This is a genomic window from Aeoliella sp., from assembly GCF_965227375.1.
In the GTDB taxonomy this organism is placed as follows: domain Bacteria; phylum Planctomycetota; class Planctomycetia; order Pirellulales; family Lacipirellulaceae; genus Aeoliella.
The window spans coordinates 3037751-3059791 of sequence record NZ_CBDDFX010000001.1; the positions used below are offsets into that span (position 1 = coordinate 3037751).

23 protein-coding genes and 1 tRNA gene are annotated in these 22041 nt (G+C 58.0%); all 24 read left to right on the forward strand.

The features are described 5' to 3' along the window. Nucleotides 1–305 precede the first annotated feature (305 nt). The 24 genes from ACQK2L_RS12360 to ACQK2L_RS12475 all read left to right on the forward strand — a co-directional run bounded on the left by ACQK2L_RS12360 (nucleotide 306) and on the right by ACQK2L_RS12475 (nucleotide 21966). A complete protein-coding gene (locus tag ACQK2L_RS12360) occupies nucleotides 306–2228 on the forward strand; it encodes a hypothetical protein (RefSeq protein ID WP_425397280.1) in 1923 nt (640 codons plus the stop codon). Between the two features lie 150 nt (nucleotides 2229–2378). Continuing rightward, nucleotides 2379–3803: an FAD-dependent oxidoreductase gene (locus tag ACQK2L_RS12365; protein ID WP_425397281.1), complete on the forward strand. Its 1425-nt coding sequence runs from the start codon at nucleotides 2379–2381 to the stop codon at nucleotides 3801–3803. Then, nucleotides 3803–4276: a GtrA family protein gene (locus ACQK2L_RS12370; RefSeq protein ID WP_425397282.1), complete on the forward strand. Its 474-nt coding sequence runs from the start codon at nucleotides 3803–3805 to the stop codon at nucleotides 4274–4276. The genes ACQK2L_RS12365 and ACQK2L_RS12370 overlap by 1 nt, the downstream gene beginning before the upstream one ends. 182 nt (nucleotides 4277–4458) lie before the next feature. Further along, complete coding sequence (locus ACQK2L_RS12375; protein WP_425397283.1) at nucleotides 4459–5862, forward strand: arylsulfotransferase family protein; 1404 nt, start codon at nucleotides 4459–4461, stop codon at nucleotides 5860–5862. A gap of 2 nt (nucleotides 5863–5864) precedes the next feature. Next, nucleotides 5865–6071: a hypothetical protein gene (locus tag ACQK2L_RS12380; RefSeq protein WP_425397284.1), complete on the forward strand. Its 207-nt coding sequence runs from the start codon at nucleotides 5865–5867 to the stop codon at nucleotides 6069–6071. Between the two features lie 42 nt (nucleotides 6072–6113). Further along, nucleotides 6114–6527: a hypothetical protein gene (locus ACQK2L_RS12385; RefSeq protein WP_425397285.1), complete on the forward strand. Its 414-nt coding sequence runs from the start codon at nucleotides 6114–6116 to the stop codon at nucleotides 6525–6527. Next, nucleotides 6524–7675: a sulfotransferase gene (locus ACQK2L_RS12390; protein WP_425397286.1), complete on the forward strand. Its 1152-nt coding sequence runs from the start codon at nucleotides 6524–6526 to the stop codon at nucleotides 7673–7675. The genes ACQK2L_RS12385 and ACQK2L_RS12390 overlap by 4 nt, the downstream gene beginning before the upstream one ends. A gap of 163 nt (nucleotides 7676–7838) precedes the next feature. Then, a complete protein-coding gene (locus tag ACQK2L_RS12395; RefSeq protein WP_425397287.1) occupies nucleotides 7839–8837 on the forward strand; it encodes a sugar phosphate isomerase/epimerase family protein in 999 nt (332 codons plus the stop codon). A 162-nt stretch (nucleotides 8838–8999) separates the two neighbouring features. Further along, nucleotides 9000–10340, forward strand: a complete 1341-nt coding sequence (locus tag ACQK2L_RS12400; RefSeq protein ID WP_425397288.1) for a hypothetical protein — start codon at nucleotides 9000–9002, stop codon at nucleotides 10338–10340. 314 nt (nucleotides 10341–10654) lie between these two features. Next, nucleotides 10655–10728, forward strand: a tRNA-His gene (locus ACQK2L_RS12405). Nucleotides 10729–10896: 168 nt separating this feature from the next. Next, entirely contained in the window at nucleotides 10897–12051 is a 1155-nt protein-coding gene (locus tag ACQK2L_RS12410) for a tyrosine-type recombinase/integrase (RefSeq protein ID WP_425397289.1), read from the forward strand. Beyond that, nucleotides 12048–12473 carry a hypothetical protein gene (locus ACQK2L_RS12415; protein WP_425397290.1) on the forward strand — a complete coding sequence of 142 codons (426 nt, stop codon included), beginning with the start codon at nucleotides 12048–12050 and terminating at the stop codon, nucleotides 12471–12473. The genes ACQK2L_RS12410 and ACQK2L_RS12415 overlap by 4 nt, the downstream gene beginning before the upstream one ends. Before the next feature lie 96 nt (nucleotides 12474–12569). Further along, the gene (locus ACQK2L_RS12420) at nucleotides 12570–13031 is read left to right on the forward strand and encodes a MerR family transcriptional regulator (protein ID WP_425397291.1); all 462 of its coding nucleotides are present in this window, start codon (nucleotides 12570–12572) and stop codon (nucleotides 13029–13031) included. Beyond that, the gene (locus ACQK2L_RS12425; RefSeq protein ID WP_425397292.1) at nucleotides 13028–13276 is read left to right on the forward strand and encodes a helix-turn-helix domain-containing protein; all 249 of its coding nucleotides are present in this window, start codon (nucleotides 13028–13030) and stop codon (nucleotides 13274–13276) included. Before ACQK2L_RS12420 ends, ACQK2L_RS12425 begins: the two co-directional genes overlap by 4 nt. Nucleotides 13277–13294: 18 nt before the next feature. After that, nucleotides 13295–13480 (forward strand): hypothetical protein, encoded by a 186-nt coding sequence (locus ACQK2L_RS12430; RefSeq protein WP_425397293.1) that lies wholly within the window; start codon nucleotides 13295–13297, stop codon nucleotides 13478–13480. Nucleotides 13481–13583: 103 nt separating this feature from the next. After that, on the forward strand, nucleotides 13584–14624 hold the full coding sequence (locus ACQK2L_RS12435) for an AAA family ATPase (RefSeq protein WP_425397294.1): 1041 nt from the start codon (nucleotides 13584–13586) through the stop codon (nucleotides 14622–14624). Nucleotides 14625–15002: 378 nt separating this feature from the next. Beyond that, on the forward strand, nucleotides 15003–15482 hold the full coding sequence (locus ACQK2L_RS12440) for a hypothetical protein (protein WP_425397295.1): 480 nt from the start codon (nucleotides 15003–15005) through the stop codon (nucleotides 15480–15482). A gap of 299 nt (nucleotides 15483–15781) precedes the next feature. After that, a complete protein-coding gene (locus tag ACQK2L_RS12445) occupies nucleotides 15782–16015 on the forward strand; it encodes a hypothetical protein (protein ID WP_425397296.1) in 234 nt (77 codons plus the stop codon). A 36-nt stretch (nucleotides 16016–16051) separates the two neighbouring features. Further along, a complete protein-coding gene (locus ACQK2L_RS12450; protein ID WP_425397297.1) occupies nucleotides 16052–17569 on the forward strand; it encodes a terminase large subunit domain-containing protein in 1518 nt (505 codons plus the stop codon). 101 nt (nucleotides 17570–17670) lie between these two features. Further along, nucleotides 17671–19035, forward strand: coding sequence for a phage major capsid protein (locus ACQK2L_RS12455; RefSeq protein ID WP_425397298.1), 1365 nt, complete (start codon nucleotides 17671–17673; stop codon nucleotides 19033–19035). A gap of 14 nt (nucleotides 19036–19049) precedes the next feature. After that, nucleotides 19050–19532: a hypothetical protein gene (locus ACQK2L_RS12460; protein ID WP_425397299.1), complete on the forward strand. Its 483-nt coding sequence runs from the start codon at nucleotides 19050–19052 to the stop codon at nucleotides 19530–19532. Between the two features lie 64 nt (nucleotides 19533–19596). After that, nucleotides 19597–19830, forward strand: a complete 234-nt coding sequence (locus tag ACQK2L_RS12465) for a hypothetical protein (protein WP_425397300.1) — start codon at nucleotides 19597–19599, stop codon at nucleotides 19828–19830. Continuing rightward, nucleotides 19823–21166 carry a phage portal protein gene (locus tag ACQK2L_RS12470; RefSeq protein ID WP_425397301.1) on the forward strand — a complete coding sequence of 448 codons (1344 nt, stop codon included), beginning with the start codon at nucleotides 19823–19825 and terminating at the stop codon, nucleotides 21164–21166. Before ACQK2L_RS12465 ends, ACQK2L_RS12470 begins: the two co-directional genes overlap by 8 nt. After that, nucleotides 21163–21966 (forward strand): phage minor head protein, encoded by an 804-nt coding sequence (locus tag ACQK2L_RS12475; RefSeq protein ID WP_425397302.1) that lies wholly within the window; start codon nucleotides 21163–21165, stop codon nucleotides 21964–21966. The genes ACQK2L_RS12470 and ACQK2L_RS12475 overlap by 4 nt, the downstream gene beginning before the upstream one ends. The last annotated feature ends 75 nt before the right edge of the window (nucleotides 21967–22041 follow it).

Here is a 22041-nt window from a genome sequence, read left to right on the forward strand (position 1 = left end):
CGGGGAGCGTCCCACGGAATTGCGGGGACGGAGTGGCCACGGGATAGGAACGCGAGCTAATTCGCCGCCCGCTTTTGCTTTATTCCGCCGACACCCCAGCCGCGTGGACGCGGAATCGCTGGGAAACGACCTCACCTATCCGAAGTGCGACCTAGAGTAGGGAGAAAACGCGCCTTGGCACACTGCTTGCGCACACGACTGCTGTAATCGATTCTATCGATAGCATGGGAACTACCGAACCAGCTCGCCGACTTCCTCTCCGGCCCTGCCTGTTGTCGGTCACGCGCAGGCTCTGCGGTAGCCCTGTGCTGCTCCTGCTCTCGCTACTGCTGCTGGGAGCGATCTGCCGGCCGTATGCGGGAATCACCCATGACGCGCGGCTCTACGCTCTGCAGGTGCTCGATCACCTGCATCCCGATGTGTACGGCGAAGACCTGTACTTGAAGTACGGTTCGCAGGATAAGTACTCGCTGTTTTCCAGCATCAGCCGGCCGTTGGCCGCCTGGATGGGGGTGCCGACGGCATTTTTCACGCTGTACCTCATCGGCAATGCGATTTGGCTGTACGCGCTAATTCGTTTTGTGCCAGCCTTGCTGCGGCAACGCCTGGCGGCATTAGGGGCGCTGGTGTACTTGGCGGTGAATCCCCTGCCATTTGGCGGCTGGCAAACGTTCCACGTCAACGAGAACTTCCTCACTCCGCGTATCTGGGCGGTGGGGTTGGTCGTGTTGGCGATGGAGCGCTTGCTTGTCGAGAAGCACTTGGCATCGCTGGTGTGTGTGATCGCATCGATGCTGCTGCATCCCATCATGGGCTTCAGCGGACTCTGCATTTGGATCGCATTTCAGCTCATGGGGCGATTGAAGCCAGTGTACTTTGGCTCGGGCCTGTTGATGGTGCTCGCGGTGGTATTGAGTGTCCTGTGCATCGAACCGCTCGGCACCGCCCTGTTTGGACATATGGACGACCAGTGGCGGACGTACGCCACCGGCACCAATCCCTACAGCGTGCCCTCGTTGTGGCAACTCTGGGACTGGGCAGCGGTGGCTACCGCGTTTGGGATTGTTGTGGCTGGTCGCCTGTTCGCTGTCGTGCCGACAGGTGCGCGGCGACTGCTCGACTGCATCCTGCTGCTAGGAGTGGTGGGATTGGCCGTTGGACTGGTCTCGCCGTTCCTGCCTTATCGGTTGTTGCTGCAAGGGCAAGCGTATCGCGCGTTGTGGCCGCTGCAGATGGTGCAGATCCCTGTGCTATTTGCTTTGCTCGAACGACTACTCCGAGGTCAGCTGTCGACCACCGGGCTGCGGTCGGCGATTGTTGTGTTGATGTGCTTTGCCGCGCTGTCGCTGACCTACGTGCAGTTCGCGACCGTGTTCTTGCTGTGCGTGGCAGTCTATTGCTGGCAGCGTGGTGAAAGTACGGAGAACCGTGCGCAAGCCTCGGCGCTGCGAGGCTACGCAAAGCTCGCGCTGGTCATGGTGATCCTGCTTGTTGCGTTGATCGCTGGCAGCGCCTACGTGGACTTGATCCCGATACTCGGACCACTGGAGCGTCTGGCAGCCTTGCCGAAGAGCCTGGGGCCAGTTCTCACCTGGGCGGCGGCCATTTCGCTGCTGCTTGCCCTAAACGCATTGTTGCGGAGCAACGGCGTGTATCGTGGCGTAGCAACTTGCGGTTGGGTGGGGCTGCATGCGGTGTTCTTCCTGATACCCGCCAGTGCGATCTACGAGTCGATTGGAGTCGAGGAGGCCAACGACTTTGCGTTTGTGGAAGACTACTTGGAGACAGAGTATGCTCGCCCCGACCAGACCCCGGTCTTGTACTGGGCGCTGGCGCCGCTCGATGTGATCTGGGTTGACCTGCAATGCACCAGCTTCTACTCCATCCCGCAAACCGCCGGAAACGTGTTCAATCGAGGAACGGCCATCGAAGGCAACCGCCGAGCGAAGCTGACCCGCAAGTTTGAACTCGACATCCGCCGGCCCTGGATCTCTACCTGCCTACCTTCCCAAAGGCGGGGCGTTCACCGCATTTTCGGAGCCGTGGAAGTGCCTCCGCCCACGGTCAGCGACCTCCTGCAGGTGTGCGCCGACGATAACGTCGACCTGGTTATCGTGCCCAATGAGTTCGACGGCTGGTACGCAGCCACCAACGGGCGACTGTTTATCTACGACGCGCGCCAGATACGCGAGTCGCTCGCCACCAGTCAGGCCTCTAACGAGCGATAATTGTTGGCCGATTAGGGAAGTACCGATGGTGAGGACTGTGCCGGTTGGAATTCGGTCGATTGAATTTGGAACGTGCGGCTATTGCTACCAGAGAGGGTAGAGTTCTGAAGTAGCCTATCGGGCAACCGTTGTGAGACCGGAGTTCCACCTATGAAAGTATGTGTTATCGGGGCAGGCCCTGCAGGGCTGACCGCCGCTTACCAACTCGTCAAGCAGGGCGTAGAGGTCGAAGTCTACGAAGCCAGCGGCGAGGTGGGGGGAATGTCGCGGTCGTTCCAACTCTGGGATCAGACCGTTGACCTGGGACCGCATCGGTTCTTCAGCAGCGACGCGCGGGTGAATCGTTTGTGGCTGGAAGTCGTCGGCGACGACTACGCCATGGTCGACCGCATGACGCGGATCTACTACAAGCAGCGCTTCTTCCATTACCCACTGCAGCCGGTCGACGCCCTGCGGAACTTGTACCTGGGCGAAGCCGCCGCTTGCATCACCAGCTACTTGCGCGAACGGATCTCCCCGACGCCCGACGACCATTCGTTCGAGTCGTGGGTTGTGCGGCGGTTCGGTCGCCGGTTATACGAAACATTCTTCAAGTCCTACAGCGAGAAGCTCTGGGGCATCTCTTGCCAGGACCTGGACGCCGACTTCGCAGCGCAGCGAATCAAGAAACTATCCATGGCCGCCGTGCTGAAGGACGCCCTGGGTATCGGGCGTGGTAAGCACCGCACGTTGGTCGACCAGTTTGCCTATCCGCTCGGCGGTACTGGCCTGGTGTACGATCGCATGGCCGAGTATGTCGGCGCGCTGGGTCGTGTGCGACTCAACTGCCCTGTGCGACGCGTGCTGAACGAAGGGCAGCGAGTGACCGGGCTGGAGCTTGCCGATGGCGCTCGGACTGAGTGCGATCACGTCATTTCGACGATGCCACTGACGCTGCTGGTCAAGGGATTGGATCAGGTGCCCGATTCGGTGCAACAGGCAGCCAGCTCCCTCAAGTTCCGCAATACCCTGCTGGTCTACTTGAACATCGCCAGCGACGACCTGTTCCCCGATCAATGGCTGTACGTCCACGATCCCGACTTGCTGGTGGGACGAATCACCAACTTCCGCAATTGGGTCCCGCAGTTGTACGGCTCGTCGAACAACACCATCGTCTCGCTCGAGTACTGGGCCAACGATGGCGACCCGATGTGGAACGAATCCGACGAGCAGATGGTCGAGCGGGCCAAGCGAGAGTTCCGCGCGACCGGACTGCTGGGCGAGGCAGAGATTCAGGACGGATCGGTGATTCGCGTGCCCAAGTCCTATCCCGTCTACGCCCGCGGGTATCAGGAGCACTTGCAAGTGCTGGTGGACCACCTCAGCGAGTTCAAGGGACTGACCCCCATCGGCCGCTATGGAGCGTTTAAGTACAACAATCAGGATCACAGCATCCTGATGGGATTGTTGGCGGCCGAGCAGATCGTGTCGCAGGGGCAGCAGGATCTCTGGTCTGTGAACACCGACTACGAGTCGTATCAGGAAGAGGCAACGATCACTTCGTCCGGACTGGTCATGGCGGAGGCCGCCACTTGATGCGATTTCAGACCGCCAAGCAACTCTTCCAGCAAGCGTCGGATAGTCTGTTCGTGCAGGCGTTCCGGTTCATCGTCGTCGGGTTGGTTGCGTTTGCGGTCGACTACTCGCTGCTGATGGTGGCCGTATTTGTTTGGCAGTGGAACTACCTTGCTTCCGCCGCCGTGGCGTATTCGGTTGGCTTAACGCTCAACTACTGTCTGTGCGTGCGGTGGGTGTTTCCGCAGCGGCGATTTAGCAATCCGAAACAAGAGTTCGTTCTGTTCGCCGTGATCGGTGTGGCAGGGCTCTTCTTGACGGAACTGATTCTATGGACCGGCAAGGAGTGGCTTGGCCTGGACGTCGCTGTGTCGAAACTCATCGCGTTGTTCGCTGTGGCCGTATGGAACTTCGCTTTGCGAAAAGCAGTCCTCTTCTCCAAGGGATCGCACCTGGAACCCGGCCAGATGGAGCTGGGAGCCAGTCAGGCCTAGAGCGTGTTACCCGCAGGTGGGCCTGCCGGTTCGCCATCGGCAGCGCTAGATCCAGCTTTTTGGCAATGTCAAGCAAGTTGGGACTCAGAGAACGCCAGTTTTCTCCGGCGAAACACCTGGGGTGACCTATGCTTGAATGTCCTTTATAGCTTGAAGACAAATGTTCATCTGTATGATGCCGCATGTCTGCACCGGAACCGAATTCAATCGAAAAGCAGCGGGTAGAGCGTGTAAGCGACGCCCCGCGACGCCCCGCGATGTTCGTGGTCTTCACGAGCGTGGCGGTGGTGTTCTTTCTATTGGGTAGCGCGGTTGCGGAGTTTCGCTGCTTTCCTTACTCCATGTGGCTGCAGCCCGCCTTTACGGCCGCACGCGCTGTGCATCGTCAGATCGCGACCTCATCGTCGCTGCGAGAGACCGACCTCTGGCACGCTCCTCGCTTCGAGCAACGTGGAGTCACGCGATATGAACCCGACAAGTGCTTCGATGGATTGACCTTGTATACGTCGGGGCACGACTGCGCCGCGTTCCTGGTCGACATGAATGGGCAGTTGCAGCATTCTTGGCGTTTGCCATTTCACACGCTGTGGGACAACCCGCCACACGTCGAGCGAGCCGTCCCTCCGGCGTTCGTGCACTGGCGTCGGGCGCACCTGTTTCCCAATGGCGACTTGATCGCCATGTACGAAGCGGCGGGCGACACCCCTTGGGGCTATGGGCTCGTAAAGGTCGATCGCCAGTCGAACGTCATTTGGAGCCTGGCCGACCACATTCACCACGACCTGGTGGTACGCCCCGATGGATCGGTCATCACCTTAGCCCACGATTGGCGCAATGGCGACGCAACACCCGTCGCCGGTGCAGAGCACCTGGGAAGAGTGCTGCTGGACGACTACGTATTGGTGGTATCCGCCGACGGCGAGGTCGCTCAGCGAGTGTCGCTGCTGGATGCCATAGCGGGCTCGGACTATGCGGACCTGTTGACGACGGTTGCCGAGGAGGAGTGGGATCTGCTCCACACTAATACGGTGGAATTGATCACGCCGGAGTTTGCCGCGCATCACGACTTCGCCAAGGCAGGGCAGGTCATGGTGTCGCTTCGTTCGCGCAACGCCTTGGCGATTCTGGATCTCCAGAGCGAGCAAATTGTGTGGGCAAGCTGCGGTCCCTATCGAGCTCAGCACGACCCCGACGTGCTGCCCAACGGCAATGTGCTCTTGTTCGACAATCACGGAAACGCCGGGCCCGGTGGACCTTCGCGCATTCTGGAATTGGATCCCGCCTCGCAGGCCATCCGTTGGTCTTACGCCGGCTCGGAGAGCGAGCCCCTGTTCAGTTTGGTGCGTTCCACCCAGCAACTGCTTCCTAACGACAATGTTTTGATCACCGAATCGGACGCAGGTCGAATTCTGGAAGTGTCGCGCAGCGGTGAGATTTGTTGGGAGTTTTGCAACCCCGCGATCCTCCCCGACGATGGAGCGCCAAGCATTGCCATTGTCTGCGGTGCGATCCGATTGCCCGCCGATTACGTCCAGTTTCCATTGGACGGCGTACACAACTCCGCTTTAGTCAGTAGGGGACCCTAGTGATGATTCACACCTTCGCGTTACTACTCCCGGTTGTCGGGTACGTTGGCCCAGGCCCCGGCTTGACCATGCTGACCGCCTTGATCGGCTTGTTGGCCACCCTGGCCATCGCCTTGGGAGCAATCGCCATTTGGCCGATTCGGATGTTGCTGCGAAAGCTGCGCAACGGTCGGAATCAAACGACGGTGGCCGATCAGGCCAGCCACTAGACGCTTTGTGCTCAACGTGCCTCGAGGCTGGAAGAGACCACCGTGGACTCGATCGTGCTATTTGTCGGTGCTGGTTGCGTGACAGGCCTGCTGGCCATGTTGCTGTACGGCAAGCTGTCGCCTCAGGCGCAGGTTGCCGCGCTGAGCTCCGAGATCAAGGCCACGCAGTCTGCACTCATTCAGTTGGACGACAGCGACCTCGGCGCCGTATGGCGGTTGGCCAGCCGCGCTGTGGGGCTGTCGCTGCGACAGATCAAACTGATACTGATCCCAACCTTGTGCGCCGGACTCGTCGTGCTGGGCGTTGCCTGGCTGATCGATAGTACCCTCGACGCAACTCAGAGTTCCTTTCAGGCCAACTGGTTGCCGTCCTGGCTCAACTCGGGGCATGTGGCCTTCTGGGTGCCGCTGACGGTTTCAGCGCTGATTGCGAAGTGGCGGTTCAAGATCAAATGACCACAAGCACCGTGCAGCCCGACCTACAGGCGTTCGACATACCATGGCACGAGCATCTGTTGTCTAGCGCGCTGCATTCAACGCGCCACATGTGGCGTCGGCTTGGCCAGCTCGAGTCCAGCGTTCTCCGTGATCGCTTGGAAACAGTCAAGATAGATCGCCCCATCTACATCGCGGGCCTCGCCAGATCGGGCTCCACGATCTTGCTCGAGGCCATCGCCGGTCATCCCCAGGTCGCCACCCACACGTACCGCGACTATTGGTCGATCTTTACACCTATCTGGGCGAACCAAGCCACGCAAGGGTTGCGGAGCGAGGACGCTTCGCCGGCCGAGCGCGCCCACGGCGACGGAATCATGATCACGCCCGATAGCCCGGAAGCGATCGAGGAAATGTTGTGGATGGAGTTCTTCGACGACCTTCACGATCCGCTCGTCAGCAACGTGCTGGACGAGTCTTGTGACAATCGGGCGTTCGAAGCCTTCTACCAGGACCACATTCACAAGATGTTGCTGGTGCGCGGCGCGAATCGCTACGCTTCGAAAGGCAACTACAATCTGTCGCGGCTAAGTTACCTCCTCAAGCTGTTTCCCGATGCGCGTTTCGTACTGCCGATTCGCGATCCCTTGACCCAAATCGCGTCGCTGCAAAAACAGCATGTGCTGCTCAGCAAAGCTGCTGACAAGTATCCGCGGTCGGTGCAGTATCTCGATCGAGTAGGGCACTACGAGTTCGGGGCGCATCGCATCCCCATCAACGCCGGCGACGCCGCGACGGTGCAAGACGTTAACGCCCTGTGGGACAGGGGAGAGGACGTGCGCGGGTGGGCCCGCTACTGGGCGCACCTGTACGGTTTCGTCGCCGACCAGCTAGAGTCCGACTCTCGTCTCGGCGAGCATGTGCTGGTTGTTCGATACGAAGAGCTGTGCGACGATTCTACGGACGTGCTGTCACAGATCTTTGCGCATTGTGGCTTGGATGACTGCGAAGAACTGATCGAACAGTACGCCACGAAGCTGCATCGCCCTCAGTACTACCGCCCGAACTTCGACGCGGTAGATGAGCGGACGATTGAAGAAGAAACGCGCGCGGTAGTAGACCGTTTCGCGTCTCTCACGTCACCAGCAGCCTCTCTTGCCGGCTGCTAACGCACTACCAGCCAGGATCGGTCAACGACTGGCGGGGCTTTTTCTTTTGGCGGCGAGTGCGGATACTAGGAGAGGTTGCGGACCTGTGGCTTGGCAGTCCCCTGCGCCGCGTCGAAAAACACTCAGCAAACATCTCCAATCAGACTCTCCGAAGGACTCGAACATGTCTCGACCTGTTACGCTATTCACCGGCCAGTGGGCCGACCTGACTTTCGACGTCATGTGCCAGAAGGCTCGCGACTTTGGTTACAACGGCCTCGAACTCGCGTGCTGGGGCGACCACTTCGAAGTCGACAAGGCGATGAGCGATCCCAACTACGTTTCGGCGAAGCGTGACTGCCTGGACAAGTACGACCTGGAATGCCACGCCATCAGTGCCCACCTGGTGGGACAAGCGGTATGCGACGTAATCGACGAACGGCACAAGAGCATCCTGCCGGAATACGTGTGGGGCGACGGTAATCCTGCAGGCGTGAACGAGCGGGCTATCGAGGAACTGAAGAACACCGCGCGCGCGGCGCAGAAGTTTGGCGTCGACGTGGTCAACGGTTTCACCGGCTCGAGTATCTGGCACCTGCTGTACTCGTTCCCGCCCGTGCCCGAGTCGATGCTCGAAGCGGGCTTCGAGTTGTTCGCCGAGCGGTTCAATCCGATTCTCGATGTGTTCGCCGAGTGCGGTGTGAAGTTTGCACTCGAAGTGCACCCCACCGAGATCGCCTTCGACATCCATACGGCCGAGCGAGCGCTCGAGGTGCTTGAGTTCCGCCCCGAGTTTGGCTTCAACTTCGACCCCAGCCATTTGCACTGGCAGGGCGTCGACCCCGTGGAGTTCATCCGCGCGTTCCCCGACCGCATTTACCACGTGCATATCAAGGACGCCATCGTTACCTTGAACGGCAAGACGGGTATCTTGGCCAGCCACCTGAACTTTGGCGACGCCCGCCGCGGATGGGACTTCCGTTCCCCGGGACGTGGCGGCGTGAACTTCGAAGAAATCATGCGGGCGCTCAACGCGGTGGGCTACTCCGGACCGCTAAGTGTCGAGTGGGAAGACATGGGCATGGAGCGCGACCACGGCGCCCGCGAGGCCGCCGAATTTGTCCGCCGCATCGACTTCCCGCCCTCCAGCGTGCAATTCGACGCGGCGTTTGGAGACGAATAGATTGAAGGCAGGGCAATCGCAGGTCGCCCGCTCGAATCGCGCCGGCATAAGCCGCAAATCCGGACTCCGTGGCGACTAGCGTGAATTAGAATAGTGGTAGTGCGCTCGCCATGTTTTCTGAGGCGACGCTTAATCCATTTTGGCAGTTCTTGCACTGCGCGTATGAATCATCCCTTCGCCACGATCTGTCTGCTGGTCGCAGCCGCCGCGCCGTGCGCTGCGATAGGGCAGGGGGTGGAAGAGATTCGTGCCGAGTGGGAAGCGCTTCGCTCGTACCCCACGCTCCAGTGCGGACAGTATGTCATGCTGGCCCCCGACGACTACAGCTACACCGAATCGACCCGCCCGGCGGATCCTGAAGTCGCCAAGAAACTATCGGACCTCGCCCACCAGGCGGCAGATCTCGGCGAGGCAGCGCTAGCGATTCGCCTGGCCACCGAAGCCGTGGTGGCCGATCCCGATTGCGAGCCGGCGCGGCTGGCACTCGGCTACGAAAAGCACGACGGGCGCTGGCTCACACCTTATGGTGTGCGGATGGCGAAACGCGGGCTGCAGTGGAATTCGACTTATGGTTGGATCAACCCCGACGACCTCGCGCGCTACGATCAAGGAGAGCGCCGCTATCGTCGCCGGTGGGTGAGCAAGCAGTTGGATGCCGAGAAGCACGCCGCGATCGCCAACGGTTGGCAGGTTCGCACCGATCACTTTAACGTCACCACCAACCATAGTCTGGAAGCGGGCGTGGCTCTGGCCGGAAAGCTGGAACAGTTGCACCAGGTGTGGCTGTCATTGTTCGCCGACTTTTCGATCGACGATGGCGAACTCCGAAGGCGGTTCGACAAGCACCAAATGCCAGGCGTGCGTTCGCGGCCTTATCAGGTGATCTACCATCGCACGCAAGACGAGTACAATCAGGAACTGGTATCTCGTCAGCCTCGTGTCGCTGAGACCATCGGCATCTACTTCGACCACCAACGCGAAGCGCACTTCTTCTACTCGGATGAGTACGCCACCGACCCCACGCTGTACCACGAGTCGGTGCATCAGTTGTTCCAGCAGTCCGATCGGGCACGTCGCGATCCCGGGATGAGCGACAACTTCTGGGCGATCGAGGGCGTGGCCACGTTGTTCGAGTCGCTCCGCCAGCACCGCAGCGACGATGGCGTGGTGTACTTCACCATCGGCACCCCCGACGCGGGGCGACTTGCTTCGGCCCGCCGCCGACTCTTGGAGGAGGGATACCGCATTCCGATGGGCGACCTGGTGACGCTGGGGAAGCGGGACTTGCAGGGCCGCGACGACCTGGTTCCCCTCTACAGCCAGATGGCCGGCCTGGCAACTTTCTTTGCGCAATCGCCCGACCTGCGCCCGAAGTTCGTGGAGTACCTGCAGCAAATCTACGCCCACCGGGCCGAACCGGCGACGCTCAGCACGCTGATGGGCCGGACCTACGCGGAACTCGACGCCGAGTACCGTGATTTCCTCGAGCAACAGGCCGAATAGCCAGTTCTAGCGGGCGGGATCGTCTGGCGGAAATGGCTGGAATCGGGTATTACTATTCGGTCGAATCACCGAACCAACCAACCAGCCGAAGGGTCCCTCTACCATGTTGCACCTTGCCCATATCACGCACGTCGAATCTCCCACCCTCGCCCTGGCGTACCTAGGAGGCCTGGCCACAGGCGTGGTCCTCACACTGCTGCTGGCCCACTGGCGCACCCGCTAGCGGCTTGCCCAAACGAGCCTCCGCAAGGTACGATTGAGGTTTCCCAGCACCCAGGTCAGTCCTGGCGTTCGGTCCCTGGGAACACTCCACGGTGGCTGTAGCTCAGTTGGTTAGAGCGTCGGATTGTGATTCCGAAGGTCGGGGGTTCGATTCCCCTCAGCCACCCTCTAAAACACGGGGTTTTTTGAAGTCGACCAACCCCCTCTGAATCTTAGACACCTTTGGACACCCGCAACTGCCTACCTACCATTCCGCAGACCCTCAGCGACTGTAGCTGCTGAGGCCCAACTCGCACGCAGAATGGTAGGAGATACTATGTCCAAATCTGCCCCCGTGGCACGTCCTGAGAAACCCTGTACAGACTTCCCGCTCTTCCCTCACGCCAACGGCCATTGGGCTAAGAAAGTGCTCGGTCGGCTGCACTACTTTGGGCGGTGGGATGAGGACTCCAAGGGCAAAAAGGCCCTCGCCAAGTGGAACTCGGAGAAGGACGACTTGCTGGCCGGTCGGACGCCCCGCCAGCAGCGTGCTGCCCGTCTTAGCGTGAAGGGACTCTGCGACCGTTTCATGACGGCGAAGGCCCACCAGCGAGACGCTGGCGACATCACGCCGCGTACTTGGCAGGACTACCACGCAACCTGCACTCGGATCGTCGCTGAGTTTGATAAGCATCGCCTCGTGGAAGACCTCGCAGCGGATGACTTTGAGTCTCTCAGGGCATCGCTGGCGAAGAACGCCAATCCGACTACGCTCGGCAACGAGGTTGGCAGAATTCGTGTGGTCTTCAAGTACGCCTATGACGCTGGCCTGATCGACCGGCCTGTTAGGTTTGGTCCGACGTTCAAGAAACCCAGCAAGAGAGTACTTCGAAAAGAGCGTCAGAAAAAAGGCGAACGGATGTTCGAGCCTGAGGACCTGAAGAAAATTCTCAAGAGCACAGACGGCCAACTCAAAGCGATGATCTTGCTCGGCCTCAACTGTGGTTTCGGAAACACCGACTGCGGAACTTTGCCTCTGTCTGCTGTCGATCTTGATGGTGGCTGGATCGACTTCCCGCGTCCTAAGACGGCAGTAGAGAGACGCTGCCCATTGTGGCCTGAGACGGTCCAGGCACTGCGTGAAGCCATCGAACAGCGTCCTACTCCGAAGGACCCGGCGAACTCTCAGCTGCTGTTCGTCACCAAGTATGGTGGCCCCTGGACGACGCAGGCGACGTTCAACCCGATCACCAAAGAATTTCGCAAGGTGCTGGATGCTACGGGCACCTACAGGCCGGGTCGGTCGTTCTATACCTTGCGACATGTCTTTGAGACCATCGCTGGTGAATGCCGCGATCAGGTTGCCGTCAACGCGATAATGGGCCATGTCGATGGCACGATGGCAGGGAACTACCGGCAACGCATCTCTGACGATCGTCTCAGGGATGCTGTAGAGGTCGTCCGCAAGTGGCTCGCCCCCGCGTTGCGCCGCAGGGGGGCTAAGAAATGAGCGACGGCGATCTTGATGACTTCGCAGACCGAATTGTCCGTACCGACTTCGGTGCCATGCAGCACCTTTGGCAACAGAGATTCGGACGTCCCCTCACGTCGCGGAGGGACATAGTTAACTGGCTCTGTGCCGAACATGGCAAAGGGCACTCCGAAGCCAACAGGATGACGCTGGAGGCCGTGGTCGAGTTGATACGGGTGAAGCCTGCCGAATTAGATGCAACGAAGCAGATCATCCTGGAGGCCATGCCGATTGGTGAACGCCTCACCGGCAGGCAGGTTGCCGACAAGTTGAACGGCCATCCCAGCTACGAAACCATCCGAACCGAGTTGCCGCAGTTGGTTCAACTAGGATTCCTGGAGCAGCCACCCGGCAAGAGACCCGGCTCAAAAAAGGGACATGGGTACATTCGCAAAATGTGACCACACTTCGACTGCATTATGAAACCCCGTTCGGCGTTAGGATTCGTGCGTAACGTGATTACGTTTGCACCATCCCAACAAGAACGGGGTTTTTAGATGGATACTCTGGTAGGTTCCGGCGATGTTACACGCATCACTGGCGTTAAACCGAAGCTTCTAACCAACTGGGTCGAGAGTGGCGTTATCAGGCCTGTGAAGCAGGGAACAGGCCGTGGACGTCATCACGCATTCTCGGTATTCGATGTTCTGAAAGTCTCACTCGCCATCGACATGCGTCGTCGTGGTCTGGGGGTCGATCAGATAGCACGAGTCGTCGAATGGCTCCAGGCAAAGTCTATGGAGGACCTGCTCGGCGAATTCTCTCGTGGTCGCAAAATGTTGATGGTGGTCGGCAGCTGTCCGCCCTGGCCGCGTCTGTGGCGTCGTAGCGACATCTTCGAGAACGATGAGATCGACTTGCAAGCTGCATTCGATCTTGGTGTTCCCGTGGCGATCATCGACGTCGAACGGGCCTACCACACCGTTTACGAAAAACTGGTGGAGGGTCTGGACCGATGAGCGTGAACTACTTCACCGTTGCCCAACTCGCCGAACGGATGCAGGTCAAACCGCAGACGATTTTGTCCTGGATTCACAACGGCGAACTCAGAGCTATCGACGTCAGCAGTCGTCCCGGCTGTGGTCGACCTCGCTGGCGAATCCCAGCGGACGCATTGTTGGATTTCGAGGCCAAGAGGCTTGGTTTTCAAGAGCCGAAACCACGGCGACGTCGCAAGTCGCCAACTGTAACCGAGTACTTCTAACCCCAAAGGAAATGAGTCGTGACAGCTGAAATACGCCAACAACTTGAGAAGAGGCTAAGGGCCTTCGTTCTCCAAGAGGTCGAGAACGGAGCACTGGCAGCAGAAGTGATTGAAGATTTTCTCGTGGAGAACTTTGATAAACAGCAACTCGCGGAGATGCTCGCCGTGCATGAGGCTCGCGAGATTCTGAAGGCAAATCAGTAACCACCCGGTCCAGGCTCGGACAGTCGCCGCATGGGATGACGAGCTAAAACGCCCCGCGAGGTTTCTTGTGCAAGGCCTCGCGGGGCATTTTCGAAAGCATCACATGATTGTACGCGACGACAAAGAACTAGAAAAGTTGAGGCCACTGTCAGTTGACATCCTCACGGAAAATTTTCCGGAGCTAAAAACGCCAGTGATCGGTGGTCTGCTTCGACGTGAAGAGATAGCTAACATCATCGCCCCACCGAAAGCGGGAAAAAGTTGGCTGAGTTACTCGATAGCTCTAGCTGTCGCCACTGGGACGCGATGGCTGAAGTCCTTCGACACCACCGCAGGGCGGGTTTTGCTCATCGACAATGAGCTACATCCGGAAACTATCGCATTCCGAATCCCCCTGGTGGCGCGTGCGTTGTCTCTTGAGTCCGCCACTTTCGGTAATTCATTCGACGTCCTACCGCTTCGGGGTGGCCTGCGAGGTATCTATCAGTTGGAATCCCTGGTCAAGTCGATGGCTGGCAAATACGACCTGATCATCGTTGACGCGTTCTACAGGATGTTGCCCGAAGGAATCAGCGAGAATTCCAATTCCGATTTGGCCAAATTGTATAACACGGTCGATCAGTATGCAGCGACAACCGGGGCAGCCTGGGTGTTCATCCATCACACCAGCAAGGGCCTCCAATCGGACAAGAGCGTCACAGACGTAGGAGCAGGAGCAGGCTCACAGTCGAGGGCAGCTGACACTCACCTGATACTCCGACCTCACGAGGAACAAGACGTAGTTGTCCTAGACGCTGCTGTGCGGTCATTCCCACCGATCACACCAATTGGCCTGCGGTGGGAATTCCCGCTCTGGCTGCCGGATGGTGCTGTCGACGTCCGTAAGCTTGACGGCCTCAAGACGAAGCAGGAGACGAAGCAAGACACCAAAGACCAGCAGGGAATCGAGATCATCACTCAGACGCTTACAGAGACGCCCTGGCTCACCAAAACCAAGTTGAGAGACCGCACCGGCATTGGTGGCGAACGCCTATCACGTCTGTTGGGCAAGATGCACCTCAAAGACCTGTTGATTGAACAAGAGGGAGTCAGTGGAGGTAACAAGGCAACCAAGTATGCACTCCTCGGTGCCCCCGAATTCTAGGGGTAGTCGGGTAGTCCGTTAGGTAGTCCGTGATGCCGACCACCCCGGACCACAAAGGGGGGGGTGGTAGGCCCTATAAATAGGGGCCGACCACCCACCCCTAAACGTGGTCCGGTTCGGACGGACTACCCAGGGCGGAACGACCTTTACGTGATGGTCTGGAAACTGATCTAGATTGAAACGTTTTCGATATGGCAGATTGACTTGAGGGACAAAGCAACACTAACGGTACGAGCGTACACAAGGCATATCGAGGCCAATCACGTCTGGTAACGGTCTGCTGATCCGATGCCCTAAGTTTTTAACGCGATGGTATGAACCAAGTTACATCGACACCTGTCAGAGTCCGACACCCGTAGGCAGGTGTCTGCCTAGTTTATGAGCACTAAAACCGCAACAAAAAGGGACGAAAACGGTCGGTTCATAAAGGGAACGGCTGGTGGTCCAGGTGCACCCAAAGGCAACAGGTTCAACCTCAAGGTCGGACTACGCTGTGCACTGGGAGACCTACCTGAGGGAGCGGAATACATTGGCGAATTCGTAGGGCAACTACGTAGCGTCCTGGAGGATGCAGTGATGGCCAAAAAGAAAAAGGTTGACGTTAAAGACTCGCTGCTCATCGTCACGGCATGCAGAAACGAGCAGGTAGCCATGCTTGCTCAAAGATGGCTCAAGAGCGAGGGCGAGAACATGGAGGACAACACCCGGCTAGCCTACGCGAGAGAGGTGGCTCTAGCTTCTGAGAGACGCGACAAGGCCGTCGACAAGCTTGGCCTGGACGCCAACCAGCGGTCCGAACTTGAAGACATGTACGGCCCCCTAGTGGCCCCAGAACAGGACGATCAGAACGATGAGTAAACCTACCCGCCCAACCATCCGCCGTACATGTCCGCATTGCGGCATTTGCTTCGATGCCACCAATCCCCGGCAGGTCTACTGTGACCTCACCTGCAAACGAGCTGCATCGGCTCGCAGGTGGATCGACCGCAAAAAGGCCAGACCACGATGAGCACTTGCCCGACCTGCCTGAAAATTTTCAGCCGACGAACCTGGAACCAAGTGTATTGCGGACGCTCGTGTCGAGACCTTGCTGAGTACCGCCGTAGCCACTGCCGACCTGACCCGCACTGGATACCGACCACACCAACCCCGATACCATGGCCGACAAGATGACTCCAGACCAGCAAGCAGAGATGCAAAGGCAAATCTATCAGACCATCCGCAGAGCGGTGGCGGATGAGTTGGTTGTCTACAACGAGACGACCATGCGACCTCTGTTCACCGCGATTGTCGAGATGCAGAAGTCGCTCGGCATGTTGGTCGACGGTCAGGCCCTCATCGAAAAGCATCTCGCAGGTGCCTTTGACGAACCCGAAGATTGGCAGAGCTAAACCTACCGCCACGCGCTGCGGTGTCGCAGCGGTTACATGATTCCATCAAAGTTGCAAGGCGATCCTGTTCGATTCCGAGAGGTGCTTTGCATCCCTACGGACGATGGTCCACGTCGTTTTGCAGACGTCATCGACGATTGGCAGGACGCAGATTTTCGTGCACTTGATCCCGCCTGGATGGCAATAGTCGGCAGGCAGGTCGAGGTTCCCTATCAACGTGCATGGCTCCAGCGTGCCAGAGGTCACAGCAAGACGCTGGACGTCTCGGTCAAAGGCCTGTTCGCTTTGTTCGCATCTCGCCACAAGATCAACGGCATCGTCGTTGCTGGCGATCAGGATCAGGCGGGATTCTATCACGACAAGGCGTCAGCGATTCTCTCTCTCAGAGAAAATGCTTGGCTGGCCAACGTTATCAAGATCAAGGCCAAATCGATCGAGAACACCGTTACAGGTTCCGTTGTCGACATCCTCACGAGCGATGCCAGTACATCCTGGGGCCATACACCGTCGTTTATTTGTGCCGATGAAGTCTCAGTATGGAAATCGGATGAGTTGTTCTACTCTGTACTTAGTGCAGCATCGAAACGACGTATCTGTCCGTTTGAAGTAATCACTAACGCAGGATTCAACCCGTCTTGGCAATACGAACTATTTGAGCGTATCGAGATCGATCCCGACTGGTATGTCAGTGTGCAGCCTGGAGTAGTTGCCAGCTGGTTGTCTGAGGCACGACTCGCAGAGCAAAAACGTATTCTCCCTGCTCCTGTTTTCGCACGCTGTTATGAAAACCGCTGGTGTAGTGGTGCAGGTGATGCTCTTCTCGCTGCCGACATCGACAACGCCATCCGTCTTGATGGACCAACACCACGAGCGGAAAAAGGCTGGCAGTACGTCTGTGGTGTCGACCTGAGTACCAATCGGGATTGGACAGCGGTAGCTGTGGTGGCCAAGCACGTCGGCTGGGTGGAGACCAAACGACCAAGGAGCAAACGGTACAACTCCCAGACTCGTGCCATGATCGACTTGGGCATTCTCGACCCTGCCGAAGAGCCTAACGAGTATGTGCATCACACCGGCACCGGACGTATGAAGCTTGTGAGGCTCCGCACGTGGAAGCCTACCAACGGAAACCGGGTCGACCTCGCAGACGTTGAATCTGAGATTGTCGGCTGTCACCAGACCTATGGCCTCTCGCTGGTCAGCTGTGACCAATGGCAGGCCGAATACTTGTTGCAGCGTCTGGCGTCCAAAGGCATCCGCGTCGATGCCTGCCACTTCACCGGACCAACTCTCCAGGAGATGGCAGTCGCCACGCTGGATAGCTTCAGGGAGCAGCGTCTCGACATCTTCGACCATGCCGACCTGATAGCAGACCTCAAGCATCTGCGAGTTGTCGAGAAGTCGTACGGCTATCGATTACAGTCCCCGCGTAGCGCCACGCGGGGCCATGGCGATGCCTCGCAGGCTCTGTCAATCGCCCTGAGAGCAGCCCGTCGCCTACAGGTGGGGTCGGCCAACTATAGCCAGCGGCAACTGGTACTTTCCTTCGACTGAGGTTGTACGGAACAGATCGGCATGTATAACATTCTGAAAGTTGTGAGGGCCTTTACAACGAAAAGTGACCGCCGATACGCGGTTGCGTGGAGGTTCTCGCGATGACAATTTCTGCTGACATGAAGAACTGGCTGGTCAAGCATGGCTACGCCGATTCCGGTTTAGACCGATCCGACGACAACCTCTGGGTAGATGCAGTCGAGAAAGCAGCCAGCGAGGCTGTCGACTTCGCCCACATGCTACGCGACGATGACGTCGAACTTGTGGAACGCAAGACTGCTGCCGAGCAAGTCTTTGGTAGCGTCCGCCTGAAGAAAGCCAGTGAGCGATACAGTCACAAGAAGTCTGTCGCCCTGCACAAGACGACCGGCCTGCCCGTAACCGATGAGCGTGGCCGTCAGGTCGAGACAACTTCTCAAAAAGAACTCGCACTCTGTGGTGCGTTTATGAAGTCCATCGCCGTTAAGTCTGGCGTGAGCGAAGCATCGCTAGATGAGCACGACAAAGAACTGCTCCACGAGCTGTACACCGATCACAAATGGGCTGGTAAGATCGGCAATGAGTACGTGAGCGAACTTGATGGCTCACGAGTAAAGTCGCTTTTGGATGACTCAGCCTCTGGTGGCCTGGAACTCGTGCCTATCGTGTTCGATGAGGCCATTGTGCAAACGCCCCTCCTCTTCTCAGAGGTGCTGCCCTACGTTGACCTGAGGGAAGTATCTCGCGGTTCGCGTGTTGAGGGAGCCTCTATCGCCAACGTCGAAGCGACGTTTGGTACTCCAGAGGGTACGGCGATTACACCATTCGACACGGCAGACATGGTGTCGGCTCTCGATACCGACATTGAGCGTTGTACTGCATCCTGCGAGGTGGGTAGAGACATGCTTGCGGATTCGCCAGCGGCGGTTGGCAGCCTGATTGTTGAGGGAATCGGCATGAGCATGTTGAACAAACTAGACACAGTTATCGCCATGGGCAACGGAACTACGGAGCCGTTGGGATTGAGCGTTGCCTCTGGTCTGACCGACATCGGCAACCCTGCTGGAGGTGCAGGTGCTGCTATTGCGATTGTCGACTTAGAGGAAATGCTCTTCTCTGTCGGCAAAGAGGTTCGGCAAAAAGCCTGGAACTGTTCTTATGTTTGCAATGATACGTGGTATCAACGTGCTCGTTCCATTGCCGTGGGTGCTGCCGACCAGCGTCTAGTCTTCGGTATGAACGTCGAAGATTACACGATCTTCGGTCGGAAGGTCTGCATCGTAAATGCATTGCCGAACAATGAAGCTTACTTCGGTGCACTGAAACGATACCGGCTCTATCGTCGCCAAGGTCAGAGCGTCCGCATCACGACGGAAGGGCGGGAACTTGCACTGAAGAACCATGCCTTGTACGTCGTTACGATGCGGGTCGGAGGGCGTCCGGTCCAAGCAGACGCATGGTCATACTCAGACAACTTCCAGGCCTAGGAGGATTAGCTACGATGGCAACAAAAGAGACTCTTGAAGTCGAATTCGGCAATGACCGAAACGCCAACATCATGTTCCCACCTTTGCAGCGTCGTCTGCGAGGCACCTTTGATGCACATAAGGTTCCAGGTGGTGCGAAGCTTGCTCAAAAGTTTCCTGGAGTAATCCCAGGTCAGAGGCTCCGCATCGACGCCGATGGTACTGTTGAGATATTCGAGCCTCTCCACGATCACGAGCATACCGCCCTGCGGGAAAAACTTGAGGATGCTGGCTATAAGCTGGCTCCCCAGTATGAGAAAGCAGGTCAGATCGACGCTGCCACTCTCGTGCACTATGTCGGCGGTCTGGTTTCCACTGGGGATGCACGCATCGTTGCAGGCGAACTACCAAAGGCCACTGGCAAGCCTCGCACTAGGTGGCATTCTGTGGCACCAGTCGACCCTGTAGAGCGTCTCGCTGAGGCAGTTGAGAAACTGCTGTCGAAACTTCCTGCGTAGGCCCTACGCAGCACTGGCGACGGCCTGCTGGTCTCACCTTCACCAGCAGGCCGTCTTTTGCATTATGAATATCTTCAAACGATCTACCACAGCAGCAGACAAACGCGAGAAGAAACTCACCTCGCAGGTGCTCGACTTGCAGGCTGAGCTAGAGGCCAGAGACCGCACCATCCGCATCCTGCAATCTGAAGTCGAAACGCTCGCCATGGTACTCGCTCGTGACCGTGCCAGAGTCCAGGCAGAGGCAGCGGAGCAGGCAGCCCGCCGCGCAGCGGCGGAAGGGGGGCGAGATGGTTAGCTCTTTGGAAAATGCCTTTGCGTCCGTTGATAGGAGCTACCTCGCTGCGAAAGCGTCCGCCAGCAATCGGCCTGAGGCTGTTCTAGCTGGTGACATGGGCGGCATGTCCTCGCAGGCATCGTCTATCAGCCGAGCAGCCGAGCAACTCAGCCGCAACGTCGGACACCAGTACACAGCAGCTAAGGCTATTGCTAATCGCATCGCTGCCCAGAACCTCTACGTCGGTCGAGTCTCCACCTCACGAGTAGGCCGCAAGCTGGTGTTGCCTCAGCACCTGAAAAACATCGGCGAGAATATTGAACCGTTGGCGAGTCATCCGCTGTTGTCGGCATTCGATGAACCGAATCTGATTCATACAAGATGGGCACTGCTTCACGTCTCCGTGGTGAGTCTCACTCTCACTGGAGTCTGCTACTGGTGGGTAACGCCCGGCTCGACCGGTCTCGACCTCTGGTACATCCCGCCAACGTGGATCGAACCCCACGACAAATACCAATCAGCCTGGAAACTCAAACCGCCTGGAGACCCTGGAGGAAGGGACGTTCCACGCGAGGACATCTTTGTCTGCACATTGCCGTCACCTCTCGACCCGTTCGCACACAGCAGCCCATTGCAGGCACAAGCGTATGCAGTCGAGACTGACCTCAGCATCCAGAAGGCTCAATATGAATCCTTCGAGCAAGGGATTTTTCCGAAGGTCGGCATCAGGGTGGGCCAGCCAAATAATGATCCTGTACTGGGAACCCAAGCAAAGCCTGTCCTGACTCCAGAGCAAGTTGCCGAGTTGAAGTTGATGTTCACCAAGCTATACAGCGGACGGCACAACCGGAACTCACCAGTCATCCTGGACGGCATGATCGAAGGCATCGAGAAGCTTTCTCTGTCTGCATCGGAAATGGAGTACCTGAAGAGTAGCGACCTAGTGAAGTCACGCATCCTGCAATCGATGGGCGTTTCCCCGTTCATCGTGGGCGATACCCAGGATGGCAACAGAGCACAAGCTACGGTCGCAGAGCAGTCCTTTTGCCAGAACACTGTGAACCCTCTCATCGAATGCCTTAGCCAGTCGCTCACAAGGTACATCGGTATGCGTTTCGCCTCTCCAGGTGAGAAGTTGGTAGCGTGGCTAGAACCATGTTCTGCGAATGATCGTGAGTTGACGCTGGAGGAATACCGTACTGCTCGTGCGAATGGTGACATTACACCGAACGAGTACAGGAATCACATTCTCAACTTGCCACCTATCGATGGTGGCGACGTCCGGCTCGATAACCTTGGTAATCCAATCGGTGAGCGTCAGCCAAAGTTGAACGGGCAACGGTTTGCGATGCAATGAACCTGAACCATTGGATCAAGCAACATGGTGCTGGCGAACGGTCCTTTGCTCGTGGCCTACGTGGATTCTTTGAAGAGCAGGCCGACCGCATCGCGTCCGCCGCTGAAAATTTTCAGGCCATCGGTCCCGAAACCATCGCCATGGTTTTCAATGAAGAGACCGAGCACGAGGCCTTGCAGCCGGTCCTGCAACGCAACGTCAGCCGGTTGGCTATGATTGGGGCAACCGATCAACTGCGGCTCATACAGGACGCCTCAGAGCCTCGCAAAGGTGTGGACGATGTTGTCTATCAGCAAGCGGTAGAAGAATTCATAGAGAGCATCCCGCAGCCGGTCAGAGACCGAATCAGAGTTGCCGTCGATGAGGCATTTGAGCAGGACTATTGGCGAGACATCACAGCCAGCATCGGTAAGGACCTGAGGGCGATCATCCAGCAGGCACACGATGAGGGCGACCCTAACAGTCGCATCGCCGCGACGATCAAAAGAGAACTTGGCGGCACGATGGCGAGACGTCGGGCACTGCGGATCAGCAGGACCGAGACGACGAACGCGATGAACAGCGGACACGACGCAGTCTATCAGCAGCTTGAGCAGGACGGCAGCATTCGTGGGAAACAATGGCTTGCCATCGCAGACGACGATGTTCGTCAGACTCATATCGACAACGATGGCGTAGTCGTCAGAGCAGCCGAAAGCTTCCAGGTCGGCGGATACTCGGCACCATGGCCGGGGCACTGGAGTCTGCCTGCACAAGAGCGTGTGCACTGTCGGTGCACTACGATAGGTGTTCTAACCTAGGGCGGGTGGCGGCGCGTCCCCGCTCTGCCTAATTGTCACGATTGCTGGAGGGTGTAAAATACTGGCCTCACGTTT